The organism is Acidovorax sp. NB1 (assembly GCF_005405905.1).
Taxonomy (GTDB): domain Bacteria; phylum Pseudomonadota; class Gammaproteobacteria; order Burkholderiales; family Burkholderiaceae_C; genus Acidovorax.
Genome location: NZ_BJHU01000009.1, coordinates 72,183 through 88,544 on the forward strand (window position 1 = coordinate 72,183; position 16,362 = coordinate 88,544).

Consider the following 16,362-nt stretch of genomic DNA (forward strand, 5'->3'; position numbering starts at 1 on the left):
CGCGCACAATGCGGGCTCCTCCGCTGTCTTCCACTTTCATGCACACACCTTTGAGTGAAGAAATCGCCCACACCACGGCGCGCCTGGTGGTCGAGGAAGGTCTTGAATGGGGGCCTGCCAAGCGCCGGGCCCTGCGCCAGATGGGGCTGCCTGCCCGTACCCCGTTGCCCGACAACGATCTGGTGGAAATGGCGGTGCGGGAGTACATCGAGCTCTTCTGCGCCGACACGCAGCCGCGCGAGTTGCGGGCGCTGCGCCAGCTGGCACTGGTCTGGATGGAGCGGATGGCGGCGTTTCGTCCGCATCTGGCGGGGGCTGTCTGGCACGGCACTGCCACGCGCTTGTCGGATATTTATTTGCAGTTGTTCTGCGATGACCCCAAATCTGCCGAGATAGCGCTGATCGACCACCATGTGGACTATGAACCCCGCACGGTGACGGGTTTTCATGGTGAATCGGTCGAGGCCCTGAGTCTGGGCAGCAAGTCGCCGGAGCTCAATGAGATGATCGGGGTGCATCTGCTGATTTATGACCTCGATGATCTGCGAGGGGCCTTGAAGCCCGATGCCAAAGGCCGCACCCCGCGCGGCGACATGACGGCTGTGCGCCGCCTGCTCCAGGAAACCAGCACTCCATGACAGAAAAGACCCCTGCCGACCTGCCTGAACCTCTGCCTGAGTCCACGACTGCTGTGCCGCAAGCTCCGTCGCCTGGGCGCCGCCGCCTGCTGTATGCCGGTGTGGCCGGGGCTGCGGCCGTGGGGGGGGCGGGCCTGGCATGGTGGAAGTTTCAGCCTCATGCCATGGAGGCGGGGGCGGAGCAGGCGCTGTGGGGCATGGAGTTTGAGAAGCCGGAGGGCGGCGTGGTTGCGCTGAAGTCTTTCTCTGGCAAGCCACTGCTGCTCAACTTCTGGGCCACCTGGTGTCCTCCCTGTGTGGAGGAGTTGCCGATGCTCAACGCCTTCTATCGTGAACATGCCGCCAAAGGTTGGCAAGTTCTGGGTTTGGCCATTGACCAGCCTTCGGCTGTGCGCAAATTCCTGGCCCGCATTCCTCTGGAGTTCCCCGTGGGGCTGGCGGGATTGGGCGGGACAGACCTGGGGCGCTCGCTGGGCAACCTGACTGGTGGCTTGCCTTTCACCGTGGTGCTGGGCGGGGCGGGGCGGGTGCTGCATCGTAAAATGGGGCAGGTGACCCCCGATGATTTGCAGCTGTGGGCGTCCTTGCGTTGAGGCACTTGGCCTCTGCGCCTTCTCTGTAGGCGCCTATTCCTGAAGGGCGGGCCGACTATTTCCATGATGAAGTTCATGGAAAATGCATGTGGAAGACTGCGATAGGGGGAAATTGGAGTAAATTCGCGCCCTATTCAGTTTTATAGCCGTTGGAGCTTCCATGGATCTGCGAAAACTCAAAACCCTCATCGATCTCGTGTCCGAGTCGAATGTGTCCGAACTCGAAATCACGGAGGCCGAGGGCAAAGTCCGCATCGTCAAGAGCGGTGGCGCCGTGGTTCAGCAGTATGTCCCCGCCCCCATGCAGGCGCCTGTGGCCCCTGCACCTGCAGCCGCTGCCCCGGTGGCGGAGCTGCCAGCCCCGCCGGCAGCCCCCGCAGGCCACATCGTCAAATCGCCCATGGTCGGCACCTTCTACCGCTCGTCCAGCCCGGGCGCCAAGCCTTTTGTGGAAGTGGGCAGTCAGGTCAAGGAAGGCGAGACCATCTGCATCATCGAGGCTATGAAGATCCTCAACGAGATCGAGGCCGACAAGTCGGGCACGGTCACTCGCATCCTGGGTGAAAACGGCCAGGCCGTGGAATACGGACAACCTTTGTTCGTCATCGAATAAGGCGCGCATGTTCAAGAAAATCCTGGTCGCAAACCGAGGGGAGATTGCCCTTCGCATTCAGCGCGCCTGCAGCGAACTTGGGATCAAGGCCGTGATGGTCTACTCCGAGGCCGACCGCGACGCCAAGTACGTCAAGCTGGCCGAAGAGGCCGTCTGTATCGGCCCCGCTCCCTCGCCGCTGTCCTACCTCAACATGCCGGCCATCATTTCGGCGGCGGAAGTGACCGATGCCGAAGCCATCCATCCCGGCTACGGTTTCCTGTCCGAGAACGCCGACTTCGCCGAGCGCGTGGAAAAGAGCGGTTTCCAGTTCATCGGCCCCACGCCTGACAACATCCGCACGATGGGTGACAAGGTGTCGGCCAAGCAGGCGATGATCCGCGCGGGCGTTCCCTGTGTGCCGGGCTCCGAGGGCGAGTTGCCCGATGACCCGGTGCAGATCCGCCGCATCGCCAAGGCCATTGGCTACCCGGTCATCATCAAGGCCGCAGGCGGCGGCGGTGGCCGTGGCATGCGCGTGGTGCACACCGAGGCTGCCTTGGTTAATGCCGTGCAGATGACCAAGGCCGAAGCGGGCGCTGCGTTTGGCAATCCTGCGGTGTACATGGAGAAGTTCCTCCAGAACCCCCGCCACATCGAGATCCAGATCCTGGCCGACAAGCACCGCAACGCGGTGTACCTGGGCGAGCGCGACTGCTCCATGCAGCGCCGCCACCAGAAAGTGATCGAAGAGGCGCCGGCTCCCGGCATCCCGCGCAAGCTGATCGAGAAGATCGGCGAGCGCTGCGTCGCTGCCTGCAAGAAGATCGGCTACCGCGGTGCAGGCACGTTCGAGTTCCTGTACGAAAACGGCGAGTTCTACTTCATCGAGATGAACACCCGCGTGCAGGTGGAGCACCCGGTGACCGAATGGATCACGGGCGTGGACATTGTGAAGACGCAGATCATGGTGGCGGCTGGCGAGAAGCTGCCCTTCACCCAGCGCCAGATCGAGATCCGCGGTCATGCGATCGAATGCCGCGTGAACGCGGAAGACCCGTACAAGTTCATCCCATCGCCTGGGCGCATCACGACCTGGCACCCACCAGGCGGCCCTGGTGTGCGTGTTGATTCGCATGCGTACTCGAACTACTTCGTGCCGCCCAACTATGACTCGATGATTGGCAAGATCATTGTCCACGGCGACACGCGCGAGCAGGCCCTGGCCCGCATGCGCACGGCGTTGTCCGAGACCGTGATTGAAGGCATCAACACCAACGTGCCGCTGCACCGCGAATTGATGGTGGATGCCAAGTTCATGGCGGGCGGCACCAACATCCACTACCTGGAAGAGTGGCTGTCGCAGCACAAGCGCTGAAGACGGCACCTGGCAGTTTCACATGCTGGCCCTTGGCAACAGGGGTCAGCATTTCATTTTTCTGAGAGGCGTTCCATGTTTGAGCTGAGTCTGATGTGCCCCGAGGACTGTATCGAGCCGGTCAGCGACGCGCTGGATGCGCTCGATGCGCTGAGCGTGTCGGTAGAAGATGCCGACGCCCAGACAGATGCCGAGCAGGCGCTGTTTGGTGAGCCGGGCATGCCTCCACCCAAGGACGGCTGGCAGCGCAGCCGTGTGGTGGCGCTGTTCCCGTCCGAGGTGGCGGCGCGCGAAGCGCAGCAGCTGCTGGTGGTCCAGGACTTCTTTGTGGGTTGCCAGGTGCTGGGTGTGGCGCAGGTCGCCGAGCAGGACTGGGTGCGGCTCACACAGTCGCAGTTTGCCCCGGTGGACATCACGCCGGATTTCTGGATCGTTCCCACCTGGCACGAGCTGCCCGCGCAGGCCGTGCGCAGCATCCGCCTGGACCCGGGTCTGGCATTTGGTACCGGCACCCACCCCACCACACGCATGTGCCTGCGCTGGATTGCGCGCAATGGGGCAGTGCAGCCGGGGGCGGGCAACCCACTTGGCCGGGTGCTGGACTATGGCTGCGGCTCCGGCATTCTGGCCATTGGTGCGGCCAAGTTCGGCGCTACGGACATTGATGCGGTGGACATCGACCCCGCTGCCGTGGAGTCCGCCGCCCAGAACGCGCAGGCCAACGGCGTGCAGCTGAACACAGGCCTGCCCGACAAGGCGCGGGGCGAATACCAGACGGTGTTGGCCAACATCCTTGCTACCCCCTTGAGGGTGTTGGCGCCCTTGTTGTGTGCCCATGTGGCGCCGGGTGGGCACCTGGTGCTCGCAGGCATTCTGGAGCGCCAGGCAGACGAACTCAAGGAAGCCTATGCGCCATGGGTTCGGCTGGAAGTGGCAGATACCGAAGAGGGCTGGATCCTGATGACCGCCCAGCGCTGAGACGGTGTGGAGGAACCCGCCATGCCCGCTCATCCCGCCAAAACACACCCGTCCGCTGTTGCCAATGCTCGCCATAGCCCGCGCTATGGCTGTGCTTTGCCCCTGGATCGGGCACGGTTTGGCGGCCTGCTCGGGCTCGCCGGACTCATTCGCGCCTGCTGAGCCTGCGCGTGTTATGCCTGGGCCATAGCGATAACGCGGCCCCTACAATCCACCGCTGATGAGCCAGATCACTCGCTGCCCGTCCTGCGCCACCTCTTTCAAGGTCGTGGCGGACCAATTGCGCATCTCGGAGGGGTGGGTGCGGTGTGGGCAATGCAAGGAGGTGTTTGACGCCTCGGCGCATTTGTTGCCTGTGGCGCCGCCCGCACTTTTGCCGGACGTGTCGCTCACGGACGTGCGGCCAGCTCCAGCCTCTGCGGTTCGCAAAGCCGATGCAGGACGCGCCTGGGGAGGCGGTTCGGCCCCGCCGGTTCCTCCCGCGTTAGGTGGGGGTGTCCGGGAGGCTCCAGCGGTCGATGACGAGGCGCGCTTCATTGCGCGTGCCGACGACGGCAGGCGTCATGCCGTTACCACGCCGTCTGTGGCTGCTGCACCTCTGGCGCCGACGATGCCTGTGCTGGACATTCCGGCGCCCACCGTGCCCGCATTCTTGGCTGTAGGGGCAGAGGTGCCCGAGGAAAACGCCTTGGGCCTAGCGCCCACCGCGCCATTTGCGTGGCGGTCTAACTCGGTGCCCTTGCCGGAAAAGGTGCTCACTCCCACCATTGCGCCTTGGGTGCCGCCAATGTCGGAGGTTCCGCTTGCGGAGGATGCTGCGGCCAAGCCGATGCTGAATGCCGCTGCCGAAGATGGTGGGCCGTCTGTGCTGGTGCCGGGCGTCGATGCGCCCAAGGTTGCCGACGTTCCACACGGGGGATACGAGCTTCCGGCCGCTGATCCGCATGATTCCATCTGGCCTGTGGGTCAGGTGGTTCCTTATGAGCGCGGGGAAGACAGCGTTATGGCGGAGAGCGTCAAGATCCCGGCCCGTGAGGGTGAAGATTCTCTATCGCAGAAACCCGAACAGGCACCCGCCGAACCTCCTGCAGACTTGCGCGATGCTGTGCCCGATGCCTCGTCGGCAGTGCCTGTGCCTCCTGAGTTGGCACCGCAACCTCTGCCCTCGGTGGACTTTGTGCAGCTGCCTGTGGAGGAAGAGGCGCCCACCACCTTGGAGCTGGTGGCAGATGATTCCCCGGCCGCTGTGTTGCAGGCCCGCGTGCGCAAGCCTCTGCCCAGCCAAGCGGAAGAAAAGGAAGATGGCGAGGGGCATGATGCAGAGCCAGAGGTCAGCTTTGTGGTCGCCGCCCGGCGCAAGGCTTTCTGGCGCAAGCCTGCGGTGCGAGCGGCGCTGGTGCTTGTGTTGCTGGTCTTGGTGATGGGGTTGGTGCTGCAGGTTGCCATCCAGGAGCGTGACCGCATTGCTGCCATGGATGCACGTGCGAGACCGTGGCTGCTCCAGTTGTGCGAGCCCTTGCGGTGTGAGATTGCCCCGCAGCGCCAGATTGCCGATGTGGTGATCGACAGTTCTTCTTTCAACAAGGCCCGGGGAGACAGCTACCAGTTGGCACTGGCGATGAAAAGCAAAGCTGATATCCCGTTGGCCATGCCGGCCGTGGAGTTGACCTTGACCGATGCGCAGGACCAGCCCGTGTTGCGCCGGGTGCTGCTGCCGGCGGACATGGCCGCTCCGGCCGAGCTACCCGCACGCGGCGAGTGGAGCACATCGGTATCTGTGATCGTGACCACCGGTGGCGCGCGTGTTGCTGGGTACCGGCTGCTGGCGTTTTACCCCTGAATTTCTACCAACCTACTGACTGATTCATTTTTATGGCTGCCCTCATTTGTGGTTCCCTGGCGTTCGACACCATCATGACTTTCGAAGGGCGGTTTGCTGAACAGATCCTGCCCGACCAGTTGCACATTCTGAATGTGTCTTTCCTGGTGCCTTCGCTGCGCCGGGATTTCGGCGGGTGCGCGGGCAACATTGCCTACAGTCTCAAACTGCTCGGTGGTGAACCTTTGCCCATGGCCATGCTGGGCAGCGATGGGGCCGACTATCTGCAGCGGCTGGAAACGCTGGGCATCAGTTGCCGCCATGTGGGTCAGGTGCAAGATACCTATACCGCGCAGGCCATGATCATGACGGACCGCGACAACAACCAGATCACGGCCTTCCATCCGGGCGCCATGATGCAGGCGCATGAGAACCGCATTGGTGCAGACACTCGGGCGAGCGTGGGGATTGTTGCCCCGGATGGGCGCGATGCCATGCTTCAGCATGCTGCGCAGTTCGTGGCGGCGGGCATTCCTTTTGTGTTCGATCCAGGACAGGGTCTGCCCATGTTCAGCGGGGAAGAATTGGCGCAATTTATTGAGCAGGCATCCTGGGTAACGGTCAACGACTACGAGGGCAAGATGTTGTGCGAACGCACGGGTTGGACCTTGGCCGATATCTCGCGCAAGGTGAAGGGGCTGGTGGTGACTTTGGGGGCGGAAGGTTGTGAGGTGTGGGTCGAGGGAGTGAAGACCCATGTTCCTCCCGTGGTACCCGCACAGGTGGTGGACCCTACGGGGTGTGGCGATGCCTGGCGTGGCGCGCTGCTCTTTGGCCTGGAGAAGGGGTGGACGCTGGCGCGCTGTGCTGAGTTGGGTAACCGTGTCGGGGCCCTGAAAATCGCACAGCGTGGACCCCAGAACTACACGCTGGACTTTGTGGTGGAGTGATGGATGCTGGTATGGGCCGCTGACTGCTCAGGCTCGGTATGTCTTTTGGGGTCTGCTGCCACTGTTCGTTCCTGGTCGTTGGCCTCTTGTCCATCCATAGTCCAGTGCAGGCATAAAAAAACCCGGTGCACAGGCACCGGGTTGAGCGTGTGATACGCCAGGATCAGGGCTTGTTGCCCGTAGGGAACGGCCAAGCCGCCTGAGGATTCAGGGTGGTTTGTGCGGCTGGAGCGGCCGCAGGGGCAGGCGCCTTGGGGGCCTTCTTGGCCGGTGCAGCTTTCTTGGCGGGGGCCTTGGCGGTGGCCTTCTTGGCGGGCGCGGCTGCCTTTTTGGCAGGAGCGGCCTTCTTGGCGGGCGCTGCTGGCTTCTTTGCTGCTACAGCCTTTTTGGCGGGAGCGGCTTTCTTTGCCGGTGCTGCTGCCTTCTTGGTAGGTGCGGCCTTCTTCGCTGCTACGGCCTTCTTGGCGGGAGCGGCTTTCTTTGCCGGTGCTGCTGCCTTCTTGGCAGGTGCGGCCTTCTTCGCTGCTACGGCCTTCTTGGCGGGAGCGGCTTTCTTTGCCGGTGCTGCTGCCTTCTTGGCAGGCGCGGCCTTTTTCGCTGCTACGGCCTTCTTGGCGGGAGCGGCTTTCTTTGCCGGTGCTGCTGCCTTTTTGGCAGGTGCAGCTTTCTTCGCTGCTACAGGTTTTGCTGCCGCTGCAGCTTTTTTCGCGGGGGCTGCCTTCTTAGCGGCCGGTTTTTTCGCAGTTGCCATCATGTTCTCCTTGGGTCAATTTGCAAAGAGCACTCTCTGTCTGCTGTGGACAGAAAGCGATCCATGGAGATGGATGAAAACTCCATCTCCATGAACACGGGAACGCCCTCCACGGCGGCGCTCTGGGGCGCTTTCTGTGAGGAGCGTGGTGTAAAAATCCATGGTGGTGTGATGCGAACGGGTGCTAGTCCCAGGACAGCGCACCACCGGACTGGTATTCAATAACCCGGGTTTCGAAGAAGTTGCGCTCCTTCTTCAGGTCGATCATCTCGCTCATCCACGGGAACGGGTTTTCTTCGTTGGGGAACAGCGTCTCCAGTCCGATCTGCGTCGCGCGGCGGTTGGCGATGTAGCGCAGGTAGCCCTTGAACATGGAGGCGTTCATGCCCAGCACGCCACGTGGCATGGTGTCCTCGGCATAACGGTACTCCAGCTCCACGGCCTTGAGGAACAGCGCCTTGATCTCGGCCTTGAACTCTGCGGTCCACAGGTGAGGATTTTCGAGTTTGAGCTGGTTGATCAGGTCGATGCCAAAGTTGCAGTGCATCGATTCGTCGCGAAGGATGTACTGGTACTGTTCGGCGGCACCGGTCATCTTGTTCTGGCGGCCCAGCGCCAGGATCTGCGTAAAGCCGACGTAGAAGAACAGGCCTTCCATCAGGCAGGCAAACACAATCAGCGATTTGAGCAGCGTTTGATCCGTGTCGGGCGTGCCGGTGTGGAAGTTGGGGTCCATGATCGCCTCGATAAAGGGGATCAGGAACTCGTCCTTGTCACGGATCGACTGGACTTCGTTATAGGCGTTGAAGATCTCGCTTTCATCCAGACCCAGCGACTCCACGATGTACTGGTAGGCGTGCGTGTGGATCGCTTCCTCGAACGCTTGGCGCAGCAGGAACTGGCGGCACTCGGGCGCCGTGATGTGGCGGTAGGTGCCCAGCACGATGTTGTTGGCGGCCAGCGAGTCGGCGGTCACGAAGAAGCCGAGGTTGCGCTTGATGATGCGGCGCTCGTCTTCGGTCAGGCCGTTGGGGTCCTTCCACAACGCGATGTCGCGCGTCATGTTCACTTCCTGCGGCATCCAGTGGTTGGCGCAGGTGGCAAGGTACTTTTCCCACGCCCACTTGTACTTGAACGGCACCAGTTGATTGACGTCGGTCTGGCCGTTGATGATGCGCTTGTCGGCCGCATTGACGCGCCGATGTGTGGGGGCCGCCGCTGCAGTAGCCGGGGTGGTTGCAGAGGCAGTCATGGATGCGTGCACGGCCTGCAAGGTGGGGGTCTGGAAAGACAGGGGCGGCTGTTCCGCCGGGTGGCTCTTGTTCAGTCCACCGTCCAGTTGATTTTGCGATGAGGGCTTGACTTCTTCGTCCCAGGACAACATAGATTTTCCAGTGTTCGGATTATGAAAGCAGTGCTGCAAAAAGGAAAGCACTGCAGCGTTGTGCAGCAACGTTTTGTTGCTTCACAGCACAGGCACAACACCTCAGAGCAGTCCGAGGTGTTGTGCGCAAAGTCCTTATTGGCAGGCTTCGCAACCGGGATCGTCGATGGCGCAGAACTTCACGTCCGTAGCGGGCACTGCGACGGACTGCGCAGTGGCTGCTGCAGCCGCTGCTTCGAGTGCGCTAGGTTTTGCCTGTGTGGGGGCAGATGCTGCAGGCGCACCGCCTTCATTGCCGGAAGACACAGCGTTGAGCTGGCGTGTGTTCACGGTGCTCATCTCAACGTGCGTGGCGCTTTGTGTGCGCAGGTAGTAAGTGGTCTTGAGGCCACGGATCCAGGCCAGCTTGTAGGTGTCGTCGAGCTTCTTGCCCGATGCACCAGCCATGTAGATGTTCAGGCTCTGCGCCTGGTCGATCCACTTCTGGCGGCGCGATGCGGCCTCGACCAGCCACTGTGGCTCCACTTCGAAGGCTGTGGAGTACAGCGCCTTGATGTCGGCCGGCACACGGTCGATGGGGTGCAGCGAGCCCTTGAAGTGCTTGAGGTCCATGACCATCACGTCGTCCCACAGGCCCAGGCGTTTGAGGTCGCGCACCAGGCCGCCATTGATGACCGTGAACTCACCCGACAGATTGGACTTCACCGACAGGTTGCCGAACGAAGGCTCGATCGATGCGTCCACGCCAATGATGTTGGAGATGGTGGCTGTGGGGGCGATGGCCACGCAGTTGGAGTTGCGCATGCCGTCCTGCGCGATCTTCTTGCGCAGGGCATCCCAGTCCAGCGTGGACGAGCGGTCCACTTCCACATAACCGCCGCGGGCCTGCGAGAGCATGTCCAGCGTGTCGAAGGGCAGGATGCCGCGATCCCACAGCGAGCCCTTGTAGCTCGAGTACTTGCCGCGTTCCTTGGCCAGCTCGGTAGAGGCCCAGTAGGCGTAGTAGCAGATGGCTTCCATTGACTTGTCGGCAAACTCCACGGCCTCTTGCGACGCATAGGGGATGCGCAGTTCGTACAGGCTGTCCTGGAAGGCCATCACGCCCAGGCCCACGGGCCGGTGGCGCAGGTTGGAGTCGCGGGCCTTGGTGACGGCGTAGTAGTTGATGTCGATCACGTTGTCCAGCATGCGCATGGCCACGGTGATGGTCTTCTTGAGCTTGTCGTGGTCGATCTGCCCATTCTTCAGATGCTGCAGCAGGTTGACCGAACCCAGGTTGCACACGGCGGTTTCGGTGTCGCTGGTGTTGAGCGTGATCTCGGTGCACAGGTTGGACGAGTGCACCACGCCCGCGTGCTGCTGGGGCGAGCGCACGTTGCAGGCATCCTTGTACGTGATCCAGGGATGACCGGTCTCGAACAGCATGGTCAGCATCTTGCGCCACAGGTCGGTCGCCTGAACCGTCTTGGCAGGCTTGATCTCGCCGCGTGCAGCCTTTGCTTCGTAGGCCACGTAGGCCTTTTCGAAGTCTGCGCCGAACAGGTCGTGCAGATCGGGCACGTTAGATGGCGAGAACAGCGTCCAGGTGCCCTTTTCCATCACGCGGCGCATGAACAGGTCGGGGATCCAGTTGGCCGTGTTCATGTCGTGCGTGCGGCGGCGGTCATCGCCGGTGTTCTTGCGCAGTTCCAGGAACTCTTCGATGTCCAGGTGCCAGGTTTCCAGGTAGGTGCAGACGGCGCCCTTGCGCTTGCCGCCCTGGTTCACGGCCACGGCCGTGTCGTTCACCACCTTGAGGAACGGAACCACGCCTTGCGATTCGCCGTTCGTGCCCTTGATGTGCGAGCCCAGGGCGCGCACGCGGGTCCAGTCATTGCCCAGGCCGCCGGCAAATTTGGACAGCAGGGCGTTTTCCTTGATGGATTCGTAGATGCCGTCCAGGTCATCGGGCACCGTCGTCAGGTAGCACGAGGACAGCTGCGAGCGCAGCGTGCCGCTGTTGAACAGCGTGGGCGTGCTCGACATGAAATCGAAGGACGACAGCACTTCGTAAAACTCAATGGCGCGGGCTTCTCGGTCGGTCTCGTTCAGTGCCAGGCCCATGGCCACGCGCATGAAGAAGGCCTGGGGCAATTCGATGCGGGTCTTTTTGACGTGCAGGAAGTAGCGGTCGTACAGGGTCTGCAGGCCGAGGTAGTCGAACTTCAGGTCGCGGTCGGCCTTGAGGGCTGCGCCCAAGCGTTGCAGGTTGTACTGCAGCAGACGCTCGTCCAGCAGCTCGTTGTCCACGCCCTTCTTGATGAACTGGGGGAAGTATTCGAGGTAGGCCTGGCCCATCTCGGCCTGGGTCACTTCCTTGCCCAGCACCTCGCGCACGATGGTGTGCAGCAGCAGGCGGGCCGTGGCGTAGGTGTAGTCAGGGTCTTTTTCGATGAGTGTGCGTGCGGCCAGGATGGACGCCTTGTAGACCTCGTCCATGGGGACGCCGTCGTACAGGTTGCGCATTGTCTCTGCCACGATGGGGTCGGCCTTGACGTCCGCGCCCAGGTTCACACAGGCCGATTCGATGAGTGCCTGCAGCCGACCCAGATCCAGGGCAATGCGTGCGTCACCGTCCATCACATGCAGCACAGGGGCAGATGCCACAGGAGCCTGCTGTTCGCTCTGGCGGGCGCGTTCCTGGGTGCGGCGCTCGCGGTACAGCACATAGGCGCGGGCCACTTCGTGGTGGCCACCGCGCATCAGGCCCAGCTCCACATGGTCTTGCACGTCTTCAATATGGAAGGTGCCGCCACCAGGGCGCGAGCGCACCAGTGCCCGGGTAACGTTGTGGGTCAGCGTGTCAACTACTTCGCGGACGCTGGCGGATGCAGCACCCTGTGTTCCGTGGACTGCGAGGAATGCCTTCATCATGGCGACTGCAATTTTTTGAGGTTCGAACGGCACCACAGCGCCATTGCGGCGAATGATCTGGTGGTGCGCGAACGCATTGCTGGCCGTTGCCGCAGGGGTGGCTTGGGATTCGGGGGAATCTGATGTGCCGGGCTGGGCGGTGGAAGGCGTGTTCAAAGCAGCTTGCATGGGTGTCCTCTTCTGTGGGCTGTCTGGAGTGGGAGTGCGGCGTGAGTGCCGCCGCAATGGGAGAGTGGAGCGCCGGACTTTAGTCTGTCGCACACTATATATGGTGTGTCGTGTGTGTTCAAGACACTACCGGTAGTGTACCGCTTGAAGCGGGTCGAAAAAGGGAAACAAGCTGTGTTAGGCCTGTAGAGAGCCAGCAGCGCACCCGGCGCGAAGCCCTTGCGGGCGTTGCGATCGGTGCTGAAAACCCTGAAATGGTGGGCGCTGGCAGCGGATTTGACCTCCGAGGCCGCGCAATGCTTGGATGGAAAAAAATGTGCAAATGCACAAAGAAAAAAACCGCGCTGACGCTTCGCGGCGACAGTGCCAGTCAATGGGGCGGCGGTGTGCCGGACGGAGCGGCAGGGGGGAACTGGTGGCGCGGCCAGTCCAGTGCTTTTTGCAGGACGGCCCAGTCGAAGCCGCGGCCAGGGTCCTGCTTGCGCCCGGGGGCAATGTGTTCGTGCCCCGCCACATGGGCGATGGGATAGCGCTGCGCGATGTCCTGGCACAGCCGGGCCAGTGTCTGGTACTGGGCGGCCTCAAAGCCCAGGCCCTCCAGTCCCTCCAGCTCAATGCCGATGGAGTCGTCGTTGCACTGGGCGCGCCCCCGATAGAAAGACTGCCCCGCGTGCCAGGCACGCAGGTCGCAGTTCACAAACTGCCACGGCACACCCATGCGGTCGATAAAAAAATGGGCGGAAACCTGCAGGCCCCGGATGCCTTGGTAATAGGGATGCGCGTTCCAGTCCAGGGTGTTGGTGAACAGCTGTTGCACAGCCCCCGTCCCGAATTCGCCAGGCGGCAGGCTGATGGAGTGCACCACGATCAGATCGATCCCCCGGCCTCCCTCCGGACGCACACCATGGTTGGGAGACTCCAGCCGGTGCGCAGCGCAGTGCCAGCCGCCCTCCCAGGGATCGGCCGGCCAGGCGTCATCCAATGTCGTCATGCGGGTCCTGGTCGTTCGGGACGGCGATGTTCAGGCGGGCGATGCGATAGCGGATCTGGCGCAGGCTGATGCCCAGCCGTGCAGCGGTGGCGGTGCGGTTGAACCCGGCCTCTTTCAGGGCGCGGATCAGTATCTCGCGCTCCTGCTGGTCCAGCCATGCCTGCAGGTCGTTGGGCAGGGGCGGGGCGCAGGCGGTGCTGGCGTGATCCGGTGCGCTTGTCTCGGTGGGCTGCGCCAGTTGCGGGGCGGCGGGTGATGTTGCCAGTCGTACCGCTTGTGCGTCGGTGGTGCCAGTCGGCCCATCGACATGCAGTTCTTCACCATCGCTGAGTGCCACCGCGCGGTGCAGCAGGTTTTCCAGCTCCCGCACATTGCCTGTGAGGGGATGGGTGGCGATGGCGGCCAGTGCACGTTCGGTGAGGGCCGGTACGGGCATGCCGGACTCCTGGGCAATGCGCGCCAGCAACGCGGCGCAGAGCGCAGGCAGGTCCTCCCGCCGCTCTCGCAGGGGCGGGATCACGATCTCGATCACATTGAGCCGGTAGTACAGGTCCTGCCGGAAGCGGCCGGACTGCACATCGGCAGCCAGATCCCGGTGGGTGGCGCTCACGATGCGCACGTCCACGGTTTCTTCCTGGGTGGAGCCCAGGGGGCGCACGCTGCGCTCCTGGATGGAGCGCAGCAGCTTGGACTGCATGGCCAGGGGCAGGTCGCCGATTTCGTCCAGGAACAGGGTGCCGCCGCGTGCGGCCTGAAAGTACCCGTCCCTGTCCTGGGTGGCGCCGGTGTACGAGCCCTTGCGGGCGCCAAAAAATTCGGCTTCGAGCAGGTTCTCCGGGATGGCGCCGCAGTTCACGGCCACCAAGGGGCCGTCGGCGCGCTGGCTGCTGGCATGCAGCGCCTGCGCCACCAGCTCCTTGCCGGTGCCCGATTCGCCATGGATGAGCACCGGTGCCATGCCCCGCGAGACCTTGGCCACCCGCTGCTTGACATTGCGCATGGCCTCCGATGCGCCAACCAGCTTGTCCAGCGCCGCGTTGCCCGATGCATGCTCGGTCGCGGTTGCTGTTTGTCGCTGCTGCCCCGGGTTGCGTGCAGCCCGGGGGGGCGGAACCCCGCCGGTGCCTTGCACCGCAGATGCGACTACCGAGCGGAACTGTTTCAGGTCCACCGGTTTGGTCAGGTAGTCGAAGGCGCCCGAGCGCAGGGCCTCGACCGCGTTTTCTGCCGAGCCATAGGCGGTCATGACCACGCAGCGCTCCCGGCGTTGCTGGTCGCGCAGGTCTTGCAACAACTCCATGCCAAATCCATCAGGCAGCCGCATGTCGGTGATCACGGCATCGAAGCGGTGGGCCTTGAGCTGGTCGCGCGCTTCCTGCACGCTGGACGCAGTCTCCACGCGGTAACCCTCGCGCAGCAGCGTCAGTTCATACAGAGTGCGCAGATCGGGTTCGTCGTCAACGACAAGGATGGAGGCAGCAGGGGCGTTCATGGCAATCCGGTTCAGACCACGATGGTGTCAAACAGCGTCGCGGCGTCGGCAGGGCGGGTGGTACGGCGGAAGCCCACGGTGAACGCGTTGCCTCCGGTCTCGCCCCGCAGCGTGGTGCGGTTCAGCCGCTGGTAGCTGATGGACGCTCCATGGCGCTGGCACAGCTCGCGGCAAATATAAAGCCCCAGGCCGCTGGAGCGGCTCTCGGAAGAGAAGAAAGGCTCGAACAGGTGGCGTTCCACGGACTTGTCCATGGGAGCGCCGTCGCTCCACACCTGCAGGCTGATCTGGCCTGCTGGCGTAGCGCGTGTGGTGACACACAGGGAGTCGGGCTCCGGCCCCATGTAGCGCAGGGCATTGTCCAGCAGGTTCACCAGCACGCGGCGCAGGTGCTCGCCATCAAACTCCACCTGCGTGGACTGGGTGTCCAGCATGACCACCGCACGGCGCTGCACCGGGTCCTGGGCTTGCCAGTCGTGCCAGATCTGGGCAATGGCCTCGTCCAGTTGCAGGGTAGACGCGGGCGCGTGGCTGATCTGGTGCTGCACCCGGGCGATGTCGAGCACTTCTTCGGCAATGCGTGCCAGCCGGTCTGCGTTTTGCTGGACCATGTGGGCCAGGCGTTTTTGCGCGGGGTCGTGCAGGTCTTCTTCCAGCAGCGCATTGGCCTGCACGATGGCCGCCAGGGGGTTGCGGATTTCGTGGGCCACGGCCGCAGACATGCGGCCCATGGCTGCGAGTTTTTCGGTGCGCAGGCGGGCTTCCATTTCGCGCAGATCGTGCAGGAACATCACACACAGCCGTTCGGTGTGGGCTTCGCGGGCAGCCTCCCGGGTGGACGTGAGCCAGGTGCGCACATGCAGGCCAGTCGGGCTTTGGCCGGGGTGCAGCAGGTCCACATCTGCCGTCTGGGGCTGTTCGTGGCGAAAAGTGCGCCGGGCCAGTATGAGCAATGGCTTCCAGGGGGATTCGGCCTGCAGCGTCAGCGGCAGGTCGGGCAAGGCGCCGCTCGCCAGCAGCTGCAGCCCGGCCGGGTTGGCGACACGTACCACATCGTTCTCGTCCACCACCAGCACGCCGTCGGTCAGGTTCTGGATGACCAATGCGCTCACCTGGGTCTGCACGCGGGCCGCAACCTGGCTTTGTTGCGCCACTTCCTGCTCGCGCGTCAGCCGGGTCGCCAGCTGGTGCACCAGATAGCTCACGATGAAGTAGCCCGTGCCGGTGAGTGCGCTTTGCAGGTAGCGCTGCGCCTCGTCTTCGCCGGTGCGCGCGCCTGTCCACCAGGCCCAGCCCAGCAGCAGCAGCGTGACGCCTGCCGTGGTGCCCAGTGCCAGCGTGAGTGTGCCCAGCACCGCCGCCATCAGGATGGGCAGGCCGAACAGGGGCGTGTAGTTCATGGTGCCTGCATGCAGCAGCTGCAGGGCCGTGATCACAGCAAGGTCGATGCCGATGGACGGGAGCCACTGCGGCCCCGCGCCAGGCGAAGGCGGGCCCTGCCGGGCGAGCACGCGCAGGGCCACGGTGGCAACCAGATAGGCTACGCACAGTGTGAGCAATGTGGGGTCGGCGACCTGGTTGATGACCTGCCCCGCGCCTTGCAGGACCAGCAGGGCGAGCGCCACCATGACGCGGCCGGTGAGGAACCCACGCCACATGCGCACAAAAGGCGCATCCACCGTGGCCAGGTAGTTGCCAGCAGGCAGGGTTTGCAT

The 16,362-nt window shown here is 63.3% G+C and carries 13 protein-coding genes; 7 read left to right on the forward strand and 6 right to left on the reverse strand.

All coding sequences use genetic code 11. From position 1 onward, the window contains the following. The first annotated feature begins 38 nt into the window (after positions 1–38). From AvAM_RS03740 to AvAM_RS03770, 7 genes are all read left to right on the forward strand, one after another. Positions 39–638: a hypothetical protein gene (locus AvAM_RS03740; protein ID WP_137745827.1), complete on the forward strand. Its 600-nt coding sequence runs from the start codon at positions 39–41 to the stop codon at positions 636–638. After that, positions 635–1,231, forward strand: a complete 597-nt coding sequence (locus tag AvAM_RS03745) for a TlpA disulfide reductase family protein (protein ID WP_137745828.1) — start codon at positions 635–637, stop codon at positions 1,229–1,231. Before AvAM_RS03740 ends, AvAM_RS03745 begins: the two co-directional genes overlap by 4 nt. Before the next feature lie 160 nt (positions 1,232–1,391). Beyond that, entirely contained in the window at positions 1,392–1,844 is a 453-nt protein-coding gene (accB, locus tag AvAM_RS03750; protein ID WP_137745829.1) for an acetyl-CoA carboxylase biotin carboxyl carrier protein, read from the forward strand. A gap of 7 nt (positions 1,845–1,851) precedes the next feature. After that, on the forward strand, positions 1,852–3,201 hold the full coding sequence (gene accC / locus AvAM_RS03755; protein WP_137745830.1) for an acetyl-CoA carboxylase biotin carboxylase subunit: 1,350 nt from the start codon (positions 1,852–1,854) through the stop codon (positions 3,199–3,201). Between the two features lie 75 nt (positions 3,202–3,276). Continuing rightward, positions 3,277–4,179 (forward strand): 50S ribosomal protein L11 methyltransferase, encoded by a 903-nt coding sequence (gene prmA / locus AvAM_RS03760; RefSeq protein ID WP_137745831.1) that lies wholly within the window; start codon positions 3,277–3,279, stop codon positions 4,177–4,179. A 220-nt stretch (positions 4,180–4,399) separates the two neighbouring features. Beyond that, positions 4,400–6,019 (forward strand): DUF3426 domain-containing protein, encoded by a 1,620-nt coding sequence (locus AvAM_RS03765; protein WP_137745832.1) that lies wholly within the window; start codon positions 4,400–4,402, stop codon positions 6,017–6,019. 32 nt (positions 6,020–6,051) lie between these two features. Continuing rightward, positions 6,052–6,948 (forward strand): carbohydrate kinase family protein, encoded by an 897-nt coding sequence (locus AvAM_RS03770; protein ID WP_137745833.1) that lies wholly within the window; start codon positions 6,052–6,054, stop codon positions 6,946–6,948. Between the two features lie 163 nt (positions 6,949–7,111). On the opposite strand, the gene AvAM_RS25845 is transcribed toward AvAM_RS03770, so the two are convergent. The 6 genes from AvAM_RS25845 to AvAM_RS03800 form a co-directional block, all read right to left on the reverse strand. After that, on the reverse strand, positions 7,112–7,699 hold the full coding sequence (locus tag AvAM_RS25845) for a histone (RefSeq protein ID WP_137745834.1): 588 nt from the start codon (positions 7,697–7,699) through the stop codon (positions 7,112–7,114). Between the two features lie 184 nt (positions 7,700–7,883). Continuing rightward, a complete protein-coding gene (locus tag AvAM_RS03780) occupies positions 7,884–9,083 on the reverse strand; it encodes a ribonucleotide-diphosphate reductase subunit beta (RefSeq protein ID WP_137745835.1) in 1,200 nt (399 codons plus the stop codon). 135 nt (positions 9,084–9,218) lie between these two features. Next, the gene (locus AvAM_RS03785; protein WP_137745836.1) at positions 9,219–12,164 is read right to left on the reverse strand and encodes a ribonucleoside-diphosphate reductase subunit alpha; all 2,946 of its coding nucleotides are present in this window, start codon (positions 12,162–12,164) and stop codon (positions 9,219–9,221) included. Positions 12,165–12,534: 370 nt separating this feature from the next. Then, entirely contained in the window at positions 12,535–13,155 is a 621-nt protein-coding gene (gene ampD / locus AvAM_RS03790; protein ID WP_137745837.1) for a 1,6-anhydro-N-acetylmuramyl-L-alanine amidase AmpD, read from the reverse strand. After that, complete coding sequence (locus AvAM_RS03795; RefSeq protein WP_137745838.1) at positions 13,139–14,647, reverse strand: sigma-54 dependent transcriptional regulator; 1,509 nt, start codon at positions 14,645–14,647, stop codon at positions 13,139–13,141. Before AvAM_RS03795 ends, ampD begins: the two co-directional genes overlap by 17 nt. 11 nt (positions 14,648–14,658) lie before the next feature. Further along, positions 14,659–16,362: an ATP-binding protein gene (locus AvAM_RS03800; RefSeq protein ID WP_137745839.1), complete on the reverse strand. Its 1,704-nt coding sequence runs from the start codon at positions 16,360–16,362 to the stop codon at positions 14,659–14,661.